The 19990-nt window shown below is 68.3% G+C and carries 23 protein-coding genes; 17 read left to right on the plus strand and 6 right to left on the minus strand.

Going from position 1 to position 19990, the window contains the following annotated elements:
* Positions 1-235: 235 nt before the first annotated feature.
* The 4 genes from WT53_RS13430 (at position 236) to WT53_RS13445 (ending at position 3756) form a co-directional block, all read left to right on the plus strand.
* On the plus strand, positions 236-1255 hold the full coding sequence (locus tag WT53_RS13430; RefSeq protein ID WP_034208561.1) for a LacI family DNA-binding transcriptional regulator: 1020 nt from the start codon (positions 236-238) through the stop codon (positions 1253-1255).
* A complete protein-coding gene (locus WT53_RS13435) occupies positions 1252-2532 on the plus strand; it encodes an AGE family epimerase/isomerase (protein ID WP_034208562.1) in 1281 nt (426 codons plus the stop codon). Before WT53_RS13430 ends, WT53_RS13435 begins: the two co-directional genes overlap by 4 nt.
* Positions 2529-3437 (plus strand): carbohydrate kinase, encoded by a 909-nt coding sequence (locus tag WT53_RS13440; protein WP_034208563.1) that lies wholly within the window; start codon positions 2529-2531, stop codon positions 3435-3437. Before WT53_RS13435 ends, WT53_RS13440 begins: the two co-directional genes overlap by 4 nt.
* Before the next feature lie 97 nt (positions 3438-3534).
* A complete protein-coding gene (locus WT53_RS13445; RefSeq protein WP_034208564.1) occupies positions 3535-3756 on the plus strand; it encodes a hypothetical protein in 222 nt (73 codons plus the stop codon).
* A gap of 111 nt (positions 3757-3867) precedes the next feature.
* On the opposite strand, the gene WT53_RS13450 is transcribed toward WT53_RS13445, so the two are convergent.
* Positions 3868-4062, minus strand: a complete 195-nt coding sequence (locus WT53_RS13450; RefSeq protein ID WP_034208565.1) for a DUF2905 domain-containing protein — start codon at positions 4060-4062, stop codon at positions 3868-3870.
* A gap of 12 nt (positions 4063-4074) precedes the next feature.
* Positions 4075-5265 carry a class I SAM-dependent methyltransferase gene (locus tag WT53_RS13455; protein WP_034208566.1) on the minus strand — a complete coding sequence of 397 codons (1191 nt, stop codon included), beginning with the start codon at positions 5263-5265 and terminating at the stop codon, positions 4075-4077.
* A gap of 13 nt (positions 5266-5278) precedes the next feature.
* Between WT53_RS13455 and WT53_RS13460 the strand changes: the two genes are divergently transcribed.
* From WT53_RS13460 to WT53_RS13495, 8 genes are all read left to right on the plus strand, one after another.
* Positions 5279-6022 carry an SDR family oxidoreductase gene (locus tag WT53_RS13460; protein WP_034208567.1) on the plus strand — a complete coding sequence of 248 codons (744 nt, stop codon included), beginning with the start codon at positions 5279-5281 and terminating at the stop codon, positions 6020-6022.
* 75 nt (positions 6023-6097) lie between these two features.
* A complete protein-coding gene (locus WT53_RS13465; protein ID WP_027785625.1) occupies positions 6098-6502 on the plus strand; it encodes a dihydroneopterin aldolase in 405 nt (134 codons plus the stop codon).
* Positions 6499-7494 carry a tRNA 2-thiocytidine(32) synthetase TtcA gene (gene ttcA / locus WT53_RS13470; RefSeq protein ID WP_034208568.1) on the plus strand — a complete coding sequence of 332 codons (996 nt, stop codon included), beginning with the start codon at positions 6499-6501 and terminating at the stop codon, positions 7492-7494. The genes WT53_RS13465 and ttcA overlap by 4 nt, the downstream gene beginning before the upstream one ends.
* A gap of 135 nt (positions 7495-7629) precedes the next feature.
* Positions 7630-8991 (plus strand): bifunctional UDP-N-acetylglucosamine diphosphorylase/glucosamine-1-phosphate N-acetyltransferase GlmU, encoded by a 1362-nt coding sequence (gene glmU / locus WT53_RS13475; RefSeq protein WP_034208776.1) that lies wholly within the window; start codon positions 7630-7632, stop codon positions 8989-8991.
* A gap of 53 nt (positions 8992-9044) precedes the next feature.
* Complete coding sequence (glmS, locus tag WT53_RS13480) at positions 9045-10877, plus strand: glutamine--fructose-6-phosphate transaminase (isomerizing) (protein WP_034208569.1); 1833 nt, start codon at positions 9045-9047, stop codon at positions 10875-10877.
* A gap of 173 nt (positions 10878-11050) precedes the next feature.
* The gene (locus WT53_RS13485) at positions 11051-11371 is read left to right on the plus strand and encodes a DNA-binding transcriptional regulator (RefSeq protein ID WP_034208570.1); all 321 of its coding nucleotides are present in this window, start codon (positions 11051-11053) and stop codon (positions 11369-11371) included.
* Between the two features lie 68 nt (positions 11372-11439).
* Positions 11440-11907, plus strand: a complete 468-nt coding sequence (locus WT53_RS13490; RefSeq protein ID WP_034208571.1) for a hypothetical protein — start codon at positions 11440-11442, stop codon at positions 11905-11907.
* Positions 11907-12125: a hypothetical protein gene (locus tag WT53_RS13495; RefSeq protein WP_034208572.1), complete on the plus strand. Its 219-nt coding sequence runs from the start codon at positions 11907-11909 to the stop codon at positions 12123-12125. Before WT53_RS13490 ends, WT53_RS13495 begins: the two co-directional genes overlap by 1 nt.
* 85 nt (positions 12126-12210) lie before the next feature.
* On the opposite strand, the gene WT53_RS13500 is transcribed toward WT53_RS13495, so the two are convergent.
* Together WT53_RS13500 and WT53_RS13505 are read right to left on the minus strand one after the other, a co-directional pair.
* A complete protein-coding gene (locus tag WT53_RS13500; protein ID WP_034208573.1) occupies positions 12211-13047 on the minus strand; it encodes an FTR1 family protein in 837 nt (278 codons plus the stop codon).
* Between the two features lie 12 nt (positions 13048-13059).
* Positions 13060-13392: a cupredoxin domain-containing protein gene (locus WT53_RS13505; protein ID WP_027785634.1), complete on the minus strand. Its 333-nt coding sequence runs from the start codon at positions 13390-13392 to the stop codon at positions 13060-13062.
* A gap of 329 nt (positions 13393-13721) precedes the next feature.
* On the opposite strand from WT53_RS13505, the gene WT53_RS13510 reads away from it, so the two are divergent.
* Positions 13722-13922: a heavy-metal-associated domain-containing protein gene (locus WT53_RS13510; RefSeq protein WP_034208574.1), complete on the plus strand. Its 201-nt coding sequence runs from the start codon at positions 13722-13724 to the stop codon at positions 13920-13922.
* Positions 13923-13994: 72 nt separating this feature from the next.
* On the opposite strand, the gene WT53_RS13515 is transcribed toward WT53_RS13510, so the two are convergent.
* Positions 13995-15485, minus strand: a complete 1491-nt coding sequence (locus tag WT53_RS13515) for an aldehyde dehydrogenase (protein ID WP_034208575.1) — start codon at positions 15483-15485, stop codon at positions 13995-13997.
* A gap of 88 nt (positions 15486-15573) precedes the next feature.
* Positions 15574-16125 carry a cupin domain-containing protein gene (locus WT53_RS13520; RefSeq protein WP_034208777.1) on the minus strand — a complete coding sequence of 184 codons (552 nt, stop codon included), beginning with the start codon at positions 16123-16125 and terminating at the stop codon, positions 15574-15576.
* 455 nt (positions 16126-16580) lie between these two features.
* Here WT53_RS13520 and WT53_RS34085 point away from each other — a divergent pair, with 455 nt between their 5' ends.
* From WT53_RS34085 to WT53_RS13535, 4 genes are all read left to right on the plus strand, one after another.
* Positions 16581-16763, plus strand: coding sequence for a hypothetical protein (locus tag WT53_RS34085; RefSeq protein WP_006488040.1), 183 nt, complete (start codon positions 16581-16583; stop codon positions 16761-16763).
* Positions 16764-17046: 283 nt separating this feature from the next.
* Positions 17047-17832, plus strand: coding sequence for a gamma-glutamyl-gamma-aminobutyrate hydrolase family protein (locus WT53_RS13525; RefSeq protein WP_034208576.1), 786 nt, complete (start codon positions 17047-17049; stop codon positions 17830-17832).
* Between the two features lie 28 nt (positions 17833-17860).
* Positions 17861-19198 carry a glutamine synthetase family protein gene (locus tag WT53_RS13530; protein ID WP_034208577.1) on the plus strand — a complete coding sequence of 446 codons (1338 nt, stop codon included), beginning with the start codon at positions 17861-17863 and terminating at the stop codon, positions 19196-19198.
* 34 nt (positions 19199-19232) lie between these two features.
* On the plus strand, positions 19233-19990 hold a 758-nt coding region (locus tag WT53_RS13535), incomplete at its 3' end, for an aminotransferase class III-fold pyridoxal phosphate-dependent enzyme (RefSeq protein ID WP_156447879.1).

Genomic DNA, 19990 nt, shown 5'->3' on the forward strand with positions numbered 1-19990 from the left:
CGCGACGCGCACGGGCGGCCGCCGCTTATTGCCGCGCTCGGCCGGCACCGCCAGACGCCTGCACACCCCACCTTGCCTTTTTCTCGTTTTGTTTAGTATTTTTAGTAACGGCGTTTTCGCAGATTAGCGACTAAACAGCCGTTATTCGCGGGTATTCCCCGGCTATCCGGCCCGAATTCCGCGATAATTTTTACTATACAATCGCTTCCACCCTAAACAAACCGGACCCCGAACGATGGGTACGACCATTCGCGATGTGGCGCGGGCGGCAGAGGTTTCGATCGGCACCGTGTCGCGCGCGCTGAAAAACCAGCCCGGCCTGTCCGAAGCCACGCGTGCGCGCATCGTCGAGATCGCGCGGCAGCTCGGCTACGATTCCGCGCAGTTGCGCCCGCGCATCCGCCGGCTCACGTTCCTGCTGCACCGCCAGCACAACCGCTTCCCCGCGAGCCCGTTCTTCTCACACGTGCTGCACGGCGTCGAGGACGCCTGCCGCGAGCGCGGCATCGTGCCGACGCTGCTCACGGTCGGCCCGAACGACGACGTGCTGCGCCAGATGCGCCCGCACGCGCCCGACGCGATCGCGGTCGCCGGCTTCATCGAGCCCGAGACGATCGAGGCGCTCGCCGCGACCGGCCGCCCGCTCGTGCTGATCGACCTGTGGGCGCCCGGGTTGCGCTCGGTCAACATCGACAACGCGACGGGCGCGGCGCTCGCGATGCGCCACCTGCTCGCCACCGGCCGCTCGCGGATCGCCTTCATCGGCGGCTCGGCCGCGCACTACAGCATCGCGCAGCGCGCGATCGGCTATCGGCGCGCGTTCTTCGAAGCCGGGCGGTTGTTCAACCCCGCCTACGAAGTGACGATCGACGCGGGACTCGACCCCGACACGGGCGCCGCGCGTGCGATGGAGCAACTGCTCGACGCGCCCGGCCCGCGCCCGGAAGCCGTGTTCGCGTACAACGACGCGGCGGCGCTGGCCGCGCAGCGCGTGTGCCTCGCGCGCGGCCTGCGGATTCCGGACGACATCGCGATCGTCGGCTTCGACGACATCCCGGCCGCCGCGCACGCGAGCCCGCCACTCACGACGCTCGCGGTCGACAAGGAGGCGCTCGGCCGCCGCGGCGTCGAACTGCTGCTCGCCGAAGCGCCCGAGCGCACCGAGATTTCCCTGCCCGTCGAGCTGATCGTGCGGGCCAGCAGCCAGCCCGCCGGCTCCCCGGCACTCGATCCCGCCACGGTCCAAGAATCATGAACATGCCCCCGGTCCAATCCCGCGCCGCCGCGCCGGTCAGCCACGCACAAGCGGCACCGTTCGTCGCGAGCTTCCGCGACCCGTCGTTCCTGCTGTCGCACATCGAAGACACGCTGCGCTTCTACGCGGCCCACGCATTCGACCCGACGGGCGGCTTCCATCATTACTTCCGCGACGACAGCAGCGTCTACAACCGCACGTCGCGCCACCTCGTCAGCAGTTGCCGCTTCGTCTTCAACTACGCGATGGCGTACCGCCATTTCGGCGACCCGCGCCACCTCGACTACGCGCGCCACGGGCTGCGCTTCCTGCGCGACGCGCACTGGGACGACGCGCTGCAGGGCTACGACTGGGAGCTCGACTGGCGCGACGGCGCGAAGCACGCGACGCTCGACGGCACGCGCCACTGCTACGGGCTCGCATTCGTGCTGCTCGCGGCCGCGCACGCGACGATGGCCGGCATCGACGAAGCACGCCCACTGATCGCCGCCACCTACGAACTCGCCGAGCACCGCTTCTGGGATGCGGCCGCGGGCCTGTATGCGGACGACGCGACGCCGAACTGGCACGTGTCGTCGTATCGCGGCCAGAACGCGAACATGCACATGACGGAAGCGCTGCTCGCCGCCTACGAGGCGACCGGCCATCTCACGTACCTCGATCGCGCGGAAAAGCTCGCCTCCCACATCACGCAACGTCAGGCCGCGCTGTCGGGCGGGCTCGTGTGGGAGCACTACCATGCGGACTGGTCGATCGACTGGGACTACAACAAGGAAGACAGCTCGAACATCTTCCGTCCGTGGGGCTTCCAGCCCGGGCATCAGACCGAATGGGCGAAGCTGCTGCTGATCCTCGAGCGGCACCGCCCGCTCGACTGGCTCGCGCCGCGCGCGGCCGAACTGTTCGACGCGGCGCTCACGCATGCGTGGGATGCCGATCACGGCGGCCTCTGCTACGGCTTCGGCCCCGACTTCACGATCTGCGACCACAACAAGTATTTCTGGGTGCAGGCGGAAACCTTCGCGGCGGCGGCGATGCTCGGCGCGCGCACCGGCAGCGAGCGCTTCTGGGACTGGTACGACGAGATCTGGCGCTACAGCTGGGCGCATTTCGTCGATCACCGCTACGGCGCGTGGTACCGGATCCTCACCTGCGACAACCGCAAGTACAGCGACGAGAAGAGCCCGGCCGGCAAGACCGACTATCACACGATGGGCGCATGCTACGACGTGCTCGCGACCCTCGCGCGCACGCAACGCAGCGAGCCGACGCAATGAGCGGCGGCACGTTTCCGGCTTTCGTGTCGGCGGGCGACATCCTGACCGACATGGTGCGCGCGGGCGACGCGCAGTGGACGTCGGTGCCGGGCGGCGCCGGCTGGAACGTCGCGCGCGCGGTCGCGCGGCTCGGCGTGCCGAGCGCGCTCGCCGGCGCGATCGGCGAAGACTGCTTCTCCGACGTGCTGTGGCGCGCGAGCGAAGCGGCCGGGCTCGACCTGCGCTTCCTGCAGCGCGTCGCGCAGCCGCCGTTGCTCGCGATCGTCCACGAGACGCGTCCGCCCGCGTACTTCTTCATCGGCGAAGCGAGCGCCGACCTCGCGTTCGATCCCGCCCGGCTGCCGGCCGGCTGGACCGATCACGTGAAATGGGCGCATTTCGGCTGCATCAGCCTCGTGCGCGAGCCGCTCGCGGGCACGCTGGCCGCGCTCGCGGCCGATCTGCACGCGCGCGGCGTGAAAATCAGCTTCGATCCGAACGTGCGCAACCTGATGACGGCCGCCTACCGGCCGACGCTGGAGAAGATGGCCGCGCTCGCCGACCTGATCAAGGTGTCCGACGAAGACCTGCGGCACCTGTTCGGCGGCGACGGCCCCGACGCGATCGCGGCGGTGCGCGCGCTGAACCCGCGGGCAGCCGTGCTCGTCACGCGCGGCGCGCAGGCAGCGACGCTCCATGCGGACGGCGACGTGCACGAGGCCAGCCCGCCGCGCGTCGAGGTGGCCGACACCGTCGGCGCGGGCGACGCGTCGATCGGCGGCCTGCTGTTCAGCCTGATGGCCGCGCCGCAGCGCGGCTGGCGCGAGCATCTCGCGTTCGCGCTGGCGGCCGGCGCCGCCGCGTGCCGGCACACGGGCGCGCATGCGCCGACGCTCGACGAGGTCGTGGCGCTGCTGGAACGGTGACGGGCAGGGGCGGCGCGGTGATCGGTCGCCGATAAGCGGCGCTGTACATGCTGCGCCGCAGTGCTACGATGAAGTGTCCTATTGCGGGAGAGGCACGATGGACACGAACACGTTCACCAAAGGCATCTACACGGCCAAGGCGCACACGCACCGCGCCGACAACGGCCAGTTCCAGGGCTACGTGATCCTCGCGCGGGACGACGGCGACGAGACGGAGAACATGCGCTACGACGTCCACACGACGAGTTCGAGCGAGGAAGAAGCGTTCGAGGAAGCGAAGGCGCTCGCGCACCGGATCCTCGGCGAAATTGAACTGTGATGCGTGAACCGTAACGCGCGAACTGCACTGCGCGCCGTCGCGCGCGCGCCGTTATCGATCGTCCCTCGTACGCGCGCCGCGGCCCGGCCGCGACGCGCCGCCGCCTTCGGCTCAGAACAGCCGCGCCACCATCGACACCAGCATCGTCAGCACCAGCGTCGACATGAACGGGAACGGATAGCGCCGCCCGCCGAGCGTCAGCGTGACGTCGCCCGGCATCCGCCCGACGCCGAGCTTGCCGAGCCACGGCCAGCAGCGCGTCAGGATCATCACCGCCACGAACGACGCCATCAGCCAGCGCAGCATCCGCCCCTCCGGTCAGAGCGCGTGCGAGCGGTCGCCGCGCGCGAACGCGTCGAGCGTGCCGTCGATCCCGCGCGAAAACGCGATCACCTTGAACAGCTCGCCCATCTCGGCCTCCGAGATCAGTTTCTGCACCGCGTTCGCGGCCGGCAGGAACGCGCGGATGTCGGACGGGTCGATCGCGGCCAGCGCGTCGGTGATGCCCGCGTTCAACAGGAAGCGCGCCTGCGACGTGTAGCCGAGCAGGTCGGCGCCGGTCGCGACGCCCGCGTCGTAGATGCCGGTGAATTCGACGTGCGCGGTGATGTCCTGCAGGCCCGGGTACGCGAACGGGTCGTCGTGCGCGTGGTGACGGTAGTGGCACATCAGCGTGCCGCGGTCGCGCTGCGGGTGGTAGTACTCGTGCGCGGGAAAGCCGTAGTCGACCAGCAGCACCGCGCCGCGCGCGAGCATCGTGCAGACGGTGCGCGTGAACGCGAGCGCGGCTTCGTGCGTTTCGGTCACGTAGCCGTCGTCGACGTCGAGCGTCGCGAGCACCGGCGGCAGGCCGGCTGCGCCGACCGGCCGGTCGTCGAACACGAACGCCTGCCGCGCATCGAGCGCGACGCCGCGCTCGCGCCATGCGCCGTCCGCCTTCGCGAACAGCCGCACCGGCATCGCGTCGAGCACTTCGTTGCCGACCACGACGCCGTCGAACCGCTCGGGCAGCGCGTCGAGCCAGCGCACCTTCGCGGCCAGCGCCGGCACCGCGGCTTCGATCGTCTCGCGCTGCCGTTCGCGCAACTCGCCGGACAGGTCGACGATCAGGTATTCGTCGAGTTCGACGCCCGGCGCGTCGAGCGCCGCGAGCAGCCCGGCCGCGAGCTTGCCGGTGCCGGCGCCGAATTCCATCACGCGGCGCGTGCCGCTCGCCGCGAGCGCCTCGGCCACCGGTTGCGCGAGCGTCTGCGCGAACAGCGGCGACAGCTCGGGGGCGGTGACGAAGTCGCTGCCGTCGTCGGCGCGGCGCCCGAACTTGCGCGCGCCGCCGCTGTAATAACCGAGCCCCGGCGCATACAGCGCACGCTCCATGAAGCGGTCGAACGGCAGCCAGCCGCCGGCCGCCGCGATCTCGTCGCGCAGTTGCGCGGCAAGGGTTTCGGACTGCGCGAGCGCGTCGGGGCCGGGAGCAGGTAAACTAGCGGGTTCGTGAGCTTTCGGGTTCATCCCGGCATTGTAAATGACCGTTTCAGCCGATACGTCGACCCCACGCGTGGTGCTCGTCACGGGCGCCCTCGGCAGCACGGCCGACGCCGCGTCGATCGGCCGCGCGCTCGCGACGGGTTTCGCACGCCGCGGCTGGGACGTCGCGCTGCAGCGCAGCCACGGCGCGCCGCGCGCGGCCGCCGACGCGCTCGTCGCCGAAGTCGCGGCGCTCGGCCGCCGCGCGGCCGTGCTCGACGCCGATCCGGCCCTGGAAGCCGATGCCGCGGCCCTCGTCGCCGCATGCGGCGACGCGCTCGGCCGGCCCGCGTGCGCGGTGTTCGTCAGCGCCAGCGCAGGCGCCGACGACGCGCACACGGTCGACGCCGCGGCGCTCGCCGCCGCGCTCGCGCGCAACGTGACGGCGCCGCTCGCGCTGGCCCGCGCGCTCGCCGATGCGACGCCCGACGCCGCGCGCGAGCACGAAGCGCTGCGCGCGTGCGCGATCCACGTACTGGATCAGGCCCTGTTTCACCCGGCACCGGCGCAGCTGTCGCACGCGCTGATGCAGGCCGCGTTGAACCGCGCGACGTCGGCGCTCGCGCTGGCGCTCGCGCCGAAGGTGCGGGTCGCGGCGCTCGTGCGCGGCCACGCGCCGCACGCGGACGACATCGCGGCGGCCGCCTGCTATCTCGCGAGCGCGCCCGGCGTGACGGGCGCGACGCTGACCGTCGACGGCGGCGAGCACCTGGTGCCGCCCGCCGCCGGCCCGAATGAATGAACCGCGCGGGCGCGGCGTGACCGCCGCCGCCCGCGCCGCTTTGCGTGCGCGCACGCCAATTTGACTGGGACGACCATGTTTTCCGCTCTCCTGCACCCCCGCCTCGCGGATTGCCGCAGGCTCTACCTGCGCGACTACGAGGTGCACATCAACATCGGGGCCTTCGAACACGAGAAGCGCGGCGAGCAGCGCGTCGTCATCAACGTCGACCTGTTCGTGCCGCTCGCGCAGTCGACGCCCGTCGACGACCGGCTGCACGAAGTCGTCGACTACGATCTGATGAAGCAGAGCGTCGCGCAGTGCCTCGCGCGCGGCCACATCCACCTGCAGGAAACGCTGTGCGATTCGATCGCCGCGCACCTGCTGGCGCACGACGCCGTGCGCGCGGTACGCGTCCGTACCGAGAAACCGGACGCCTATCCGGACTGCGACGCCGTCGGCGTCGAAGTCTTTCGCATCAAGGACGAGGAGCGCGCATGAACGCCCCCCACATGAACGACACGGCGGCCGACGCCGCCACGCTGGACGAAACCGCCGCCCCGGCCGGCCGCCAGGCGCTGACGCGCCGCGAGCAGAAGGAAGCGTACGAGAACAACAAGCTGTTCAAGCGGATCGTGCGCCAGGTCGGCCAGGCGATCGGCGACTACAACATGATCGAGCAGGGCGACAAGGTGATGGTGTGTCTGTCGGGCGGCAAGGACAGTTACGCGATGCTCGACGTGCTGCTGCGCCTGCGCGAGCGCGCGCCGATCGAGTTCGACATCGTCGCGGTGAACCTCGACCAGAAGCAGCCGGGCTTCCCCGAGCACGTGCTGCCCGAATACCTGAAACAGGTCGGCGTGCCGTTCCACATCGAGAACCAGGACACCTACAGCATCGTCAAGCGGCTCGTGCCGGAAGGCAAGACGACCTGCTCGCTGTGCTCGCGGCTGCGTCGCGGCATCCTGTACCGCGTGGCCGGCGAGCTCGGCGCGACCAAGATCGCGCTCGGCCATCACCGCGACGACATCGTGCAGACGCTGCTGCTCAACATGTTCTACGGCGGCAAGCTGAAGGGGATGCCGCCGAAACTGCAGTCGGACGACGGCAAGAACATCGTGATCCGCCCGCTCGCGTACGTGAAGGAAACCGATCTCGAGAAATACGCGGAGCTGCGCGAATTCCCGATCATCCCGTGCAATCTGTGCGGCAGCCAGCCGAACCTGAAGCGCGCGGAAATGAAGGCGCTGATCCGCGAATGGGACAAGCGCTTCCCGGGCCGCGTCGACAACATGTTCAACGCGCTCGCGAAGGTCGTGCCGTCGCACCTGATGGACACGACGCTGTACCCGTTCCAGTCGCTGCGCGCGACGGGCGAAGCCGACCCGCAAGGCGACATCGCGTTCGACGAGGAGCCGTGCGCGTCGGGCGACGACTCGGCGGCGCCGGGCGCCGCGCAACCGATCTCGATCGTCCAGTTCGACGACCTGTAAGCAGGGCCCGAACACCCGCCGGAAGCGGGCGCCGAGCGCCCTTTCCGGCGTGGCGCGCCCGCCGCGGCAGGCCCGGAACGGCGGGGGCCGCATGCTAAAATGGACGGCTTCGAACTCCCTGACCAAGCGCGCGCCATGAATATCGTGATTTTGGCGGCAGGCACCGGCAAGCGCATGCGTTCCGCGCTGCCGAAAGTGCTTCACCCCCTGGCCGGCAGGCCGCTCCTCTCCCACGTCATCGACACCGCGCGCACGCTGCAGCCGTCCCGGCTCGTCGTCGTCGTCGGCCACGGCGCCGAGCAGGTCCTGGCCGCCGTCGCCGCACCCGACGTCCAGTTCGCGGTGCAGGCCGAGCAGCTCGGCACCGGCCATGCGGTCCGTCAGGCGCTGCCGCTGCTCGATCCCGCCCAGCCGACCCTCGTGCTGTACGGCGACGTGCCGCTCACGCGCGCGTCGACGCTGCGGCGCCTCGTCGATGCCGCGCGCGAGGGCCGCTACGGGATCCTGACCGTCACGCTCGACGATCCGACCGGCTACGGCCGCATCGTGCGCGACGCGTCCGGTTTCGTCACGCGCATCGTCGAGCAGAAGGATGCGTCGCCGGACGAGCTGAAGATCGCCGAGATCAACACCGGCATCATCGTCACGCCGACGGCCCAGCTGTCGATGTGGCTCGGCGCGCTGAAGAACGAAAACGCGCAGGGCGAGTACTACCTGACCGACGTCGTCGAACTCGCGATCGAGGCCGGTTTCGAGGTCGTCACGTCGCAGCCCGACGACGAATGGGAAACGCTCGGCGTGAACAGCAAGGCGCAGCTCGCGGAGCTCGAGCGCATTCACCAGCGTAACGTCGCCGATGCGCTGCTCGCCGACGGCGTCACGCTCGCCGATCCGGCGCGCGTCGACGTGCGCGGCACGCTGCGCTGCGGCCGCGACGTGTCGATCGACGTGAACTGCGTGTTCGAAGGCAACGTGACGCTCGCCGACAACGTCACCGTCGGCGCGAACTGCGTGATCCGCAACGCGTCGATCGGCGCGGGCACGCGCATCGACGCGTTCACGCACATCGACGGCGCCGAGCTCGGCGCGCACACCGTGATCGGCCCGTACGCGCGGCTGCGCCCCGGCGCGCAGCTCGCGGACGAAGCGCACGTCGGCAACTTCGTCGAGGTGAAGAACGCGGTGATCGGCCACGGCTCGAAGGCGAATCACCTCACGTACATCGGCGACGCCGACATCGGCGCGCGCGTGAACATCGGCGCGGGCACGATCACCTGCAACTACGACGGCGCGAACAAGTTCCGCACCGTGATCGAGGACGACGTGTTCGTCGGCTCCGACACGCAGCTCGTCGCGCCCGTGCGCGTCGGCCGCGGCGTGACGATCGCCGCCGGCACGACGATCTGGAAGGACGTCGCCGAAGGCGTCCTCGCATTGAACGAGAAGACGCAGACCGCGAAGAGCGGCTACGTCCGCCCGGTCAAGAAGAAGAGCTGAACTTTTGCGGGCGCCCGCGCGGCGCCCGCGTCGACTGACAGGATTGACCATACATGTGCGGCATTGTCGGCGCAGTTGCGCAACGTAATATCGTTCCGGTGCTGATCGAGGGATTGCGGCGCCTCGAATACCGCGGCTACGACTCGTGCGGCGTCGCCGTGCTCGAGCCGGGCGCCCCTACGCCGGGCGCCCCGAAGCGCGCACGCAGCGTCGCGCGCGTCGCCGATCTCGACGCGCAGGTGCGCGAATCGCACCTCGAAGGCACGACCGGCGTCGCGCACACGCGCTGGGCCACGCACGGCGCGCCCGTCACGCACAACGCGCACCCGATCTTCTCGTCGAACGCGCTCGCGCTCGTGCACAACGGCATCATCGAGAACTTCGAGCCGCTACGCGACGCGCTGCGCGCGAAGGGCTACGAATTCGTGTCGCAGACCGACACCGAAGTGATCGCGCACCTCGTGCACAGCCTGTACCGCGGCAACCTGTTCGACGCGGTGCGCGAAGCCGTGCACCAGTTGCACGGCGCGTATGCGATCGCCGTGATCCACAAGGACCAGCCGCACACCGTCGTCGGCGCGCGCCAGGGTTCGCCGCTCGTCGTCGGCCGCGGCGACGGCGAGAACTTCCTCGCGTCCGATGCGCTCGCGCTCGCGGGCAGCACCGACCGCTTCACGTTCCTCGAGGAAGGCGACGTGTGCGAGCTGTCGCTCGACGGCGTGACGATCGTCGATCGCCACGGCGCCACCGTGCAGCGCGAGATCCGCGTCGTCAGCGCATACGGCGGCGCGGTCGAGCTCGGGCCTTATCGCCACTTCATGCAGAAGGAAATCTTCGAGCAGCCGCGCGCGATCGGCGACACCGTGCCGCAGACGGACGCCTTCGACGCGACGCTGTTCGGCGACGCCGCACCCGCCGCGTTCGCGCAGATCGACAGCCTGCTGATCCTCGCGTGCGGCACGAGCTACTACTCGGGCCTCACCGCAAAGTACTGGCTCGAATCGATCGCGAAGATTCCGACCCAGGTCGAGATCGCGAGCGAATACCGCTACCGCGAGTCGGTGCCGAACCCGCGCCAGCTCGTGCTGGTGATCTCGCAGTCCGGCGAGACGGCCGACACGCTCGCGGCGCTCAAGCATGCGCAGTCGCTCGGCCACACGCATACGCTCGCCGTGTGCAACGTCGCGACGAGCGCGATGGTGCGCCTGACCGACATGCAGTTCCTGACGCACGCGGGCACCGAGATCGGCGTCGCGTCGACGAAGGCGTTCACGACGCAGCTCGTCGCGCTGTTCGTGCTGGCCGCGACGCTCGGCAAGCTGCGCGGGCACGTCGACGCCGCGCAGGAAGCGCAATTCCTGAAGGAGCTGCGCCACCTGCCGGCCGCGCTGAACAGCGTGCTCGCGCTCGAGCCGCAGATCATCGCGTGGTCGGAGGAATTCGCGCGCAAGGAAAACGCGCTGTTCCTCGGCCGCGGGCTGCACTACCCGATCGCGCTCGAAGGGGCGCTGAAGCTGAAGGAAATCTCGTACATCCACGCCGAGGCCTATCCGGCCGGCGAACTGAAGCACGGGCCGCTCGCGCTCGTCACGGAAGCGATGCCGGTCGTCACGGTCGCGCCGAACGACACGCTGCTCGAGAAGCTGAAGTCGAACATGCAGGAAGTGCGCGCGCGCGGCGGCGAGCTGTACGTGTTCGCCGATGCCGACACGCAGATCGTCAACGACGACGGCCTGCACGTGATCCGGATGCCGGAGCACTACGGGCAACTGTCGCCGATCCTGCACGTCGTGCCGCTGCAACTGCTCGCGTATCACACCGCGTGTGCGCGCGGCACCGACGTCGACAAGCCGCGCAACCTCGCGAAATCGGTGACGGTGGAGTAAGGCTGTCTGGCCGGACGGGCCGTCGCCAGTCCGTCCGGGCGTCGCATCGGCGTGCGGCAGGCCATCCGGCCAGGTCGAAATAGGTACCACTTAGTGGCATATAATCCAGTGCCACGCCCGGCCGGCTCGACAGGCCTGCTTCCGTACGACGCGTCTTCATGTGGAGATTTGCAGTGGCTAAAACGCGATTCAAGCGCGACGCGACGGAGGCGGTCCACAGCGCCGCATCGGGGCTTTATCGCGCCAACCTGCTCGACAAGAAGACGATGCGCGAATACGACGATCTCTGCATCGAAGCCGCGCCGCAATTCGATCCGGAAGCGATCGCCCGCATCCGCAAGTCGGTCAACGTCAGCCAGAGCGTGTTCGCGCTCTACCTGAACACGACGACGTCGACGATCCGCCAATGGGAACAGGGCGACAAGCGGCCGAGCGGCATCGCCGCGCGCATGCTCCAGATCGTCGAGAAACACGGGCTCGAGGTGTTCTCCTGAGCCGCATTCCCCGAATGCACAGGGTCGGCCCCGGCAGGGCGCGCCGCAACGAATATGACGGAGAGACAATGGTAAGACTGTTTGGATGCGGATTGCTGGCGCTGACGTTCGCGTCGACGGGCTGGGCCGCCGAGCACTACGTCGAGGTCTGGAACCCGCCCGAGGCGCGGCAGCCTGCGGCTCGGACGCCGGATGCCCGCACGCCGGCCGGCCGCCCGGGCGCCGACGCGCGCACCGGCAAGAGCGCGGAGAAGCACGCGAGCGCCACGCCGAAAGCCGCCGCGAAACCGCACAAGCGTCGCGTCGCGCAGGCCATGAAAGCCGGCTCGCACCGCCCGGCCGCCGCCGCGCCCGACACCCCGGCCGCCCCGCGCCCCGTTGCGCAACCCGCGCCCGGGCGTCTCACGGTGATGCAGCCCGCCGCGCCGGACACGACGCGCGCGCTCACCTTCTCCGACATCCCGCGTCAATACACGCCGGACGGCAACGTGCTGCAGGTCGGCACGCAAGGCCGCTCCGCGAAGGTGACCCGATAATGGAAGCGCAGACCTACCGCGGCTACCAGATCTGGGGGCATGCGATCCTGCAGCAGGAGGAGATCATGCAGCCCGAGCGCTTCGCGGCGAGCGGCACGATCACGCAGAACAACCGGCTCGTCGAGGCGTCGGGCGTGCTCGGCGTGTTCGACACCGAGGACGAAGCACGCGATGCGGGGCTCGAATGGGCGCGCGCGTGGATCGACAACCACAGCTGACCGACACCGGCGCATGCATCCCGAATGAAAGAAGGGGCGTCCATGACGCCCCTTCTTTCATTCGAACCCGGAAGCTCGGCAACATTCAAGCCGCGGCGTGCGGCGGCCTCACCGTCTGCCGCGGCCGGCCGACGAGCCGTGCCAGCACGACGATCGCCGCGAGCGTCGCGACGTACGCGGCGATCTGGATGCCCGCCGGACGCGCGGTATAGCCGATCAGCGTATGCAGTGCCTTGCCGACGATGCTCGACTCCTTGAGCAGCCACGACGTGTCCCAGACCGCATCGCCCCACGACGGCACGAGGCCGGCGGCCAGCAGGAAGCCGACGCACTGGCTCGCCATGCCCGCGGCGAGCAGCACGATCAGCCCGTTGGTGACGGAGAACAGGCGCTTCAACGGAATCTGCAGCAGGCCCGCATACATCGCGTAGCCGAGCCCGGCGCCGCCGAGCACGCCGAGCAGCCCGCCGGCGATCATCTGCGGCGTCTGGCCCGGGTCGCCCGCCGCGATCCCGTACAGGAACAGCACGGCCTCGGACCCCTCGCGCAGCACCGCGACGCCGACCACGATCGCGAGCCCCGTCAGCGGCCGGCTGCCGGCCGCGACCGCCCGGCCGACCTCGCCCATGTGCAGCGCCATTTCGCGGCCGTGCCGGCTCATCCAGATGCAGTGCCACGCGAGCATCAGCATCGCGACGAACATCACGCCCGCGTTGAAGACTTCCTGGCCCATGCCGGACGCCCATTGCGAGATCGCGTCGGCGAACGCCGCGATCAGGCCGGCGCCGACCACGCCGCCGACCAGCCCGCCGCCCACCCACCAGCCGCGCCGCGGCACGCCCTTCGTGGCGGCCATCACGATCGAGACCACCAGCGCGGCCTCGAGCACTTCACGAAAGACGATCAGGGCAGTAGACAGCATGTCGGTATCGGCTTACTTGACGGTCAGGTGCGTCTTCGACTGCGCTTCGTGATACTCGTCGTGGAACTCGTAGGTCCCGGCCTTCAGCGGCCCGACCAGGATCTCGACCGACTTGCCGGCCGGCACGACCTTCTCCGCCTTGAAGTCGTCGCTTTCGAATTCCGCGGGCGTCGCATCGAGGTTCTTCACGACGAACTTCACCTTCTTGCCGGCGGGGATCGTCACGCCATCGGGCGAAAACTTGTGGTCCTTCAACGTCAGGTTGACGACGTCGTCGGCAGCGAAGGCGGACGCGGCCGAGGCGCCCAGCAGGGCCAGTGCGAAACCGATAGCGAAACGGGTCATGTGCGTAATGAGCGGAAATATTGGAGGGAATCGATACTAAGATCGATTCGCATTTTCACCTCGGAGTACCCTCACTGCGCTCATGGGAATCGTGCGCCGTCGATCCCGCACGCGCGTTGTCGCGCAAGGCGCCGACGGATTTCGCCGATAATGTGCAGTCGTCAATCGGGAAAAATTCGGACTGACGGGCGCACGTAAATAACGATTCGTCAGACCTCAGCATTACAAATGGCCAATGCGATGTCATCACCGCATGCGACGCTTGACCTTCCCACCGTGGCAAGCTTCATGCTGAACGTACGCGTCAATCATTCACCGGAGAAAACACGATGGAATTCGAAGTCCAGGACATGACCTGCGGCGGCTGCGCCAACGCCATCACGCGTGCGGTGACGGCCGCCGACCCCGCCGCGAAGCTCGACATCGACGTCGCGGCGAAGATCGTCAAGGTCGACTCGGCGCAAGGCGCCGAGCGCGTACGGTCGATCATCGAAGCCGCCGGCTTCCATCCCGCACTGCGCAGCGCGTAACGCGCGCCGCAGGCCGCGGGTGCAATTGCGGGCGCAGCACCGGACGGCGACGCGCCCGCCCCCGGCGGCCTGTCAACGCAGCCGGATCAGCGTCGACTTCAGTTCGGTGTACTTCTCGAGCGCATGCAGCGACTTGTCGCGGCCGTTGCCCGACTGCTTGTAGCCGCCGAACGGGAAGTTCATGTCGCCGCCCTCGTCATAGCAGTTCACCCACACGGTGCCCGCACGCAGCCGGCGCGACACGTCGTGCGCGGTCGTCAGGTTCGACGTCCACACGGCCGCGGCCAGCCCGTATTCGGTATCGTTCGCGATCCTCACGGCCTCGTCGACGTCGTCGAACACGATCACCGACAACACCGGCCCGAAGATTTCCTCGCGCGCGATCTTCGCATCGGGCTTCACCTCGAACACCGTCGGCTCCACGTAGAAGCCGCCCGTTTCCGCGTTCACGCGCGCACCGCCGGTGACGAGCCGGCCTTCGCTGCGCCCCGCTTCGATATAACCGAGCACGCGTTCAAGCTGGATGCCGTCGACGATCGCGCCCATCGATACCGACGGATCGAGCGGATTGCCCGGCACGTACGCGCGCGCGGCCGCGACGAGCCTCTCGATGAACGCGTCCTTGATGTCGCGATGCACGAGCAGCCGCGAGCCGGCCGTGCACATCTCGCCCATGTTGTAGAAGATCGCGCCGGCCGCCGTTTGCGCTGCGCGGTCGAGATCGGGGCAATCGGGCAACACGATGTTCGGCGACTTGCCGCCGAGCTCGAGCCACGCGCGCTTCAGGTTCGACTGCGCCGCGTACTGCATGATCAGCTTGCCGACCGCCGTCGAGCCCGTGAACGCGATGCAGTCGACGTCGCGATGCAGCGCGAGCAGCTTGCCCGGCTCGCCCGCGCCCGGCACGACGTTGAACACGCCGGCCGGAATGCCGGCCTCGAAGGCGAGCTGCGCGACGCGGATCGCGGTCAGCGGCGATTTCTCGGACGGCTTCAGCACGACGCTGTTGCCGGCCGCGAGCGCGGGACCGAATTTCCATGCGGCCATCAGGATCGGGAAGTTCCACGGCACGACGGCGGCCACCACGCCGACCGGCTCGCGCGTGACGAGGCCGACGAGATGATGATCGGCCGGCGCGACCTCGCCGCCGACCTTGTCGATCGCCTCGGCGAACCATTCGACGCAGTAGGCGGCGCCCGGCACGTCGACCGTCGTCGTGTCGCCGATCGGCTTGCCCGCGTCGAGCGTTTCGAGCAGCGACAGTTCGTCGAGATGCTCGCGCATCAGCGTGGCCCAGCGCAGCAGCACGGCCTTGCGCGCACGCGGGTTCAGGCCGGCCCACACCCCGGCGTCGAACGCGCGGCGGGCCGCCGCGACGGCGGCGTTCACGTCCGCTTCGCCGCAGTCGGCGACCTTCGCCAGCACGCGGCCGTCGATCGGGCTCACGCAGTCGAACGTCCTGCCGTCGTGCGCGTCACGCGACGCGCCGTCGATGAATGCGCGCCCATCGATCTCGAGCGACGCCGCCTTGTGTTGCCAGTCAGCCAAAGTCAACTTGTTCATCAGGATGCCTCAATGGTTTGGCATTCGCGACGCGGCGCGCCGCGCGCCTGGCGCGCAGCCGGCCGGCGGCGAATGCGGTGACGCGCGGTCAGAAGGTCGCCGGCGAATTGGCCGACACGACCTCGCAGAGCAGTTCCGCGCTGGGATTGCGAAAACGATGCGGCAAACGGCTTTCGAAGTAGTAGCCGTCTCCGGGGTCGAGCAGCCACGTCGCGCCGTCGACGGTCAACTCGAGCCGGCCCGACACGACGACGCCGCCCTCGTGCCCCGCATGCACCAGCATCTCGGGCCCCGTGTCGGCCAGCGGCTGGTAGATCTCGCGCAGGATGCACATGTTGCGATCCTTCACGTTCGCGCCGACCAGTTGAAACGCGAGCGACTCGTTGCCGAGGTTCGGCATCTCGTCGCGACGCGACACGACCGCGCGCGATTCGACGAGCTCGAACGTGAAGAACTCCGCGAGACTCATCGGAATGCATTCGAGCAGTTTCTTCAGCGACCCGACCGACGGGCTCACGCGCCCCTGTTCGATCAGCGAGATCGTGCCGTTGGTGACGCCGGCGCGTTTCGCGAGTTCGCGCTGCGACAGGCCATGCTTGTTGCGCACGAAACGCAGGCGCTCGGCGACTTCGGTGGACATCGATTCGGTTTCGGACACGATAAGTGCGATGACAAAGTGAAACGACGCATGGGACAGCCGTTGAATATTCTAATCACTTTATGCCGCGCATCAGCGGGGAAAACCCTGAAAGGCGTTCGAAATAATGAACGACGCGTCGACCATTCCTTTAGCGAATCTTTTGTTCGCACTGCTCGGGAAAGCCCTGATGCAGGACCATTAAAAAACATTTGACGCCGTTATTGGCTCGTATATGCTGGCTCTCAGGTCAGCGTCATCTGGCTTTCACAGGCCTCGAAAAGCGTTATCGCAACGCAGCAAACGATGCCCGTCAACGTAAATGACGCAGGACCGGCGCCTCGATTATTTTAAACGCCCCGCGCGTCGAAACGATCAGGTGTTCAATACTTTCAACAAACCAGTCGAGTGTAATCGTGAGAGTCCGTGGCCCTCTGGTGAGGTGGGATCGAGGCGATGTGCGAAGTTTGCGCAGCGCCGTTCCCGCTTCCGACGGCAGTTGCGGCTGGCATAGTCCTCGCCTGCTTCACCTGTCGATCTACACCATCCTGTCCCGTCGTTCCGTTCGGCGCCACAACGCCGTTTCCGCACGCGCATTCGTTGCCGTCGATACCGACGAAGTGGCGTCGCTGCTGCCGTAGCGCCTCTCCTTTCTTCACGTCGTTCGTTTCGTTCGTCGATTCGCCAACCGCATCGTCCGTGCGGTGACGGAACGCGTTCGCGCATTCCTTGCGGCGTCGCGTATCGCGATGAAACGAACGACGGCCTGACCGTCGCGCGCAGCGCGGATCGCCACGCCATCCCGTTGCGCCCATTCACCAGCGGCCCTGCGCTCGACGCCGGGCTGCGGGGTCGTGTCGCGCCCGCGTTTTGCCGCATTCGGGCCGACGCGCGTCACGTCCCTACGGATTACTGATTGACGTCATGGAAAGGAAACCTCTCGTCGGCATCACTGCCGACCTCACCCAGATCGGCGCGCACGCGTCGCATACGGTCGGCGACAAATACGTGGCCGCGATCGTCGACGGCGCGCATGCGCTCGCGATGGTGCTGCCGGCGCTCGGCGAACGGCAGTCGACCGCCGACGTGCTCGACGCCGTGGACGGGCTGCTGTTTACCGGCAGTTACTCGAACGTCGAGCCGCATCGGTACGGCGGCGAGCCGAGCGAGCCCGGCACGAAGCACGACCCGGCCCGCGACGCGACGACGCTGCCGCTCTTGCGCGCGGCCATCGTCGCGGGCGTGCCCGTGCTCGCCGTATGCCGCGGCTTCCAGGAGCTGAACGTCGTTTGCGGCGGCACGCTGCACCAGCGCGTGCACGAAGTGCCCGGCTTCGCCGATCACCGCGAGGACGACGACGCGCCGATGGATACGCAATACGGCCCCGCGCACGTCGTGCGCCTGACGCCCGGCGGCCAGCTGCATGCGCTCGCCGGCGGCCGCGACGAAGTGCACGTGAACTCGCTGCACAAGCAGGGCGTCGCGCAGCTCGGCTCGGGCCTCGCCGTCGAAGCCGTCGCGCCGGATGGCCTGATCGAGGCCGTGAGCGTCGTCGACGCACCGGCGTTCGCGCTGGCCGTGCAGTGGCATCCGGAATGGCGACACGCGCAGGACCCGCTGTCGAGCGCGATCTTCCGCGCGTTCGGCGATGCGTGCCGCGCCCGCCGCGCCGAACGCACGCGCGCCATGGCCGCCGCCGCGCTCGCCTGAGCGCGCCAACCAGACAACGAGAACAGACATGCAAGACATCGAAGGCTTTCTGAAGCAGCACCGGATCACCGAGATCGAAGCGATCATTCCCGACATGGCCGGCATCGCGCGCGGCAAGATCACGCCGCGCAACAAGTTCACGTCCGGCGAATCGATGCGGCTGCCGCAGGCCGTGATGGTGCAGACCGTTACCGGCGACTATCCGGAAGACGGCTCGCTGACCGGCGTGACCGACCCCGACATGGTGTGCGTGCCCGACACGTCGACCATCCGCCTGATCCCGTGGGCCGTCGACCCGACCGCGCAGGTGATCCACGACTGCGTGCACTTCGACGGCTCGCCGGTCGAGATCTCGCCGCGCTACGTGCTGCGGCGCGTGCTCGACCTGTACAAGGCGAAGGGCTGGAAACCGGTCGTCGCGCCCGAGCTCGAGTTCTATCTGGTCGACATGAACAAGGACCCCGACCTGCCGCTGCGTCCGCCGGTCGGCCGCACGGGCCGCCCCGAAACGGGCCGCCAGTCGTATTCGATCGAGGCCGTCAACGAATTCGATCCGCTGTTCGAGGACATCTACGAGTACTGCGAATCGCAGAACCTCGACATCGATACGCTGATCCACGAAGTCGGCGCCGCGCAGATGGAGATCAACTTCATGCACGGCGACGCGCTGTCGCTGGCCGACCAGGTGTTCCTGTTCAAGCGCACGGTGCGCGAGGCCGCGCTGCGTCACAACATGTACGCGACGTTCATGGCCAAGCCGATGGAAGACGAACCGGGCTCGGCGATGCACGTGCACCAGAGCATCGTCGACGAGGAAACGGGCCAGAACCTGTTCACGTCGCCGGAAACCGGCGGCGCGACGTCGATGTTCTACAACTATCTCGCCGGGCTGCAGAAGTACACGCCGGCACTGATGCCGATCTTCGCGCCGTACATCAACTCGTATCGCCGCCTGTCGCGCTTCATGGCCGCGCCGATCAACGTGCAGTGGGGTTACGACAACCGCACGGTGGGGTTCCGCATCCCGCATTCGGGCCCGGCCGCACGCCGCATCGAAAACCGCATCCCGGGCGTCGACTGCAACCCGTACCTCGCGCTCGCGGCGACGCTCGCGGCCGGCTATCTCGGCATGACGCAGCGCCTGGAGCCGACCGAGCCGCTCGTCAGCGACGGCTACAGCCTGCCGTACCAGTTGCCGCGCAACCTCGAGGAAGGACTGACGCTGATGGCCGCGTGCGAGCCGCTCGGCGAGATCCTCGGGCACAAGTTCCTGAAGGCGTATTTCGCGCTGAAGGAAACCGAATACGAAGCGTTCTTCCGCGTGATCAGCTCGTGGGAACGCCGCCATCTGCTGCTGCACGTGTAAGCGTGCCAACCGCATACGGAATCACGGAGGAAACATGACTTACCGCAACGAATCGGCCTGGATCCAGCCGGCCGCGCCGACCGCGACGGCCGCCGCGCCGCGCGCGACGCAGGCACGCTCGACCGCCGAATACCGCGCGCTCGACGCCGCGCACCACATCCACCCGTTCTCGGACATGGGCGCGCTCAACCGCGCGGGCAGCCGCGTGATCGTCAAAGCCGACGGCGTCTACCTGTGGGACTCGGACGGCAACAAGGTGATCGACGGGATGGCCGGCCTCTGGTGCGTGAACGTCGGCTACGGCCGCAAGGAACTCGCCGACGCCGCGTATCGCCAGCTGCAGGAGCTGCCGTTCTACAACACGTTCTTCAAGACCACGCATCCGCCGGTGATCGAACTCTCCGCGATGCTCGCGGAAGTGACGCCCGCCGGCTTCAACCACTTCTTCTATTGCAACAGCGGCTCGGAAGGCAACGACACCGTGCTGCGCGTCGTGCATCAATATTGGCGCGTGCAAGGCAAACCGCAGAAGAAATACGTGATCTCGCGCAAGAACGGCTACCACGGCTCGACGATCGCGGGCGGCACGCTCGGCGGGATGGGCTACATGCACGAGCAGATGCCGTCGAAGGTCGAGCACATCGTGCACATCGACCAGCCGTATTTCTTCGGCGAAGCGCAGGCTGGCGAGACGCCCGAAGCATTCGGCCTCGCACGGGCGCAGCAGCTCGAGGCGAAGATCCTCGAACTCGGCGCGGAGAACGTCGCGGCGTTCATCGGCGAGCCGTTCCA

The organism is Burkholderia sp. MSMB2157WGS (genome assembly GCF_001532755.1).
In the GTDB taxonomy this organism is placed as follows: Bacteria; Pseudomonadota; Gammaproteobacteria; order Burkholderiales; family Burkholderiaceae; genus Burkholderia.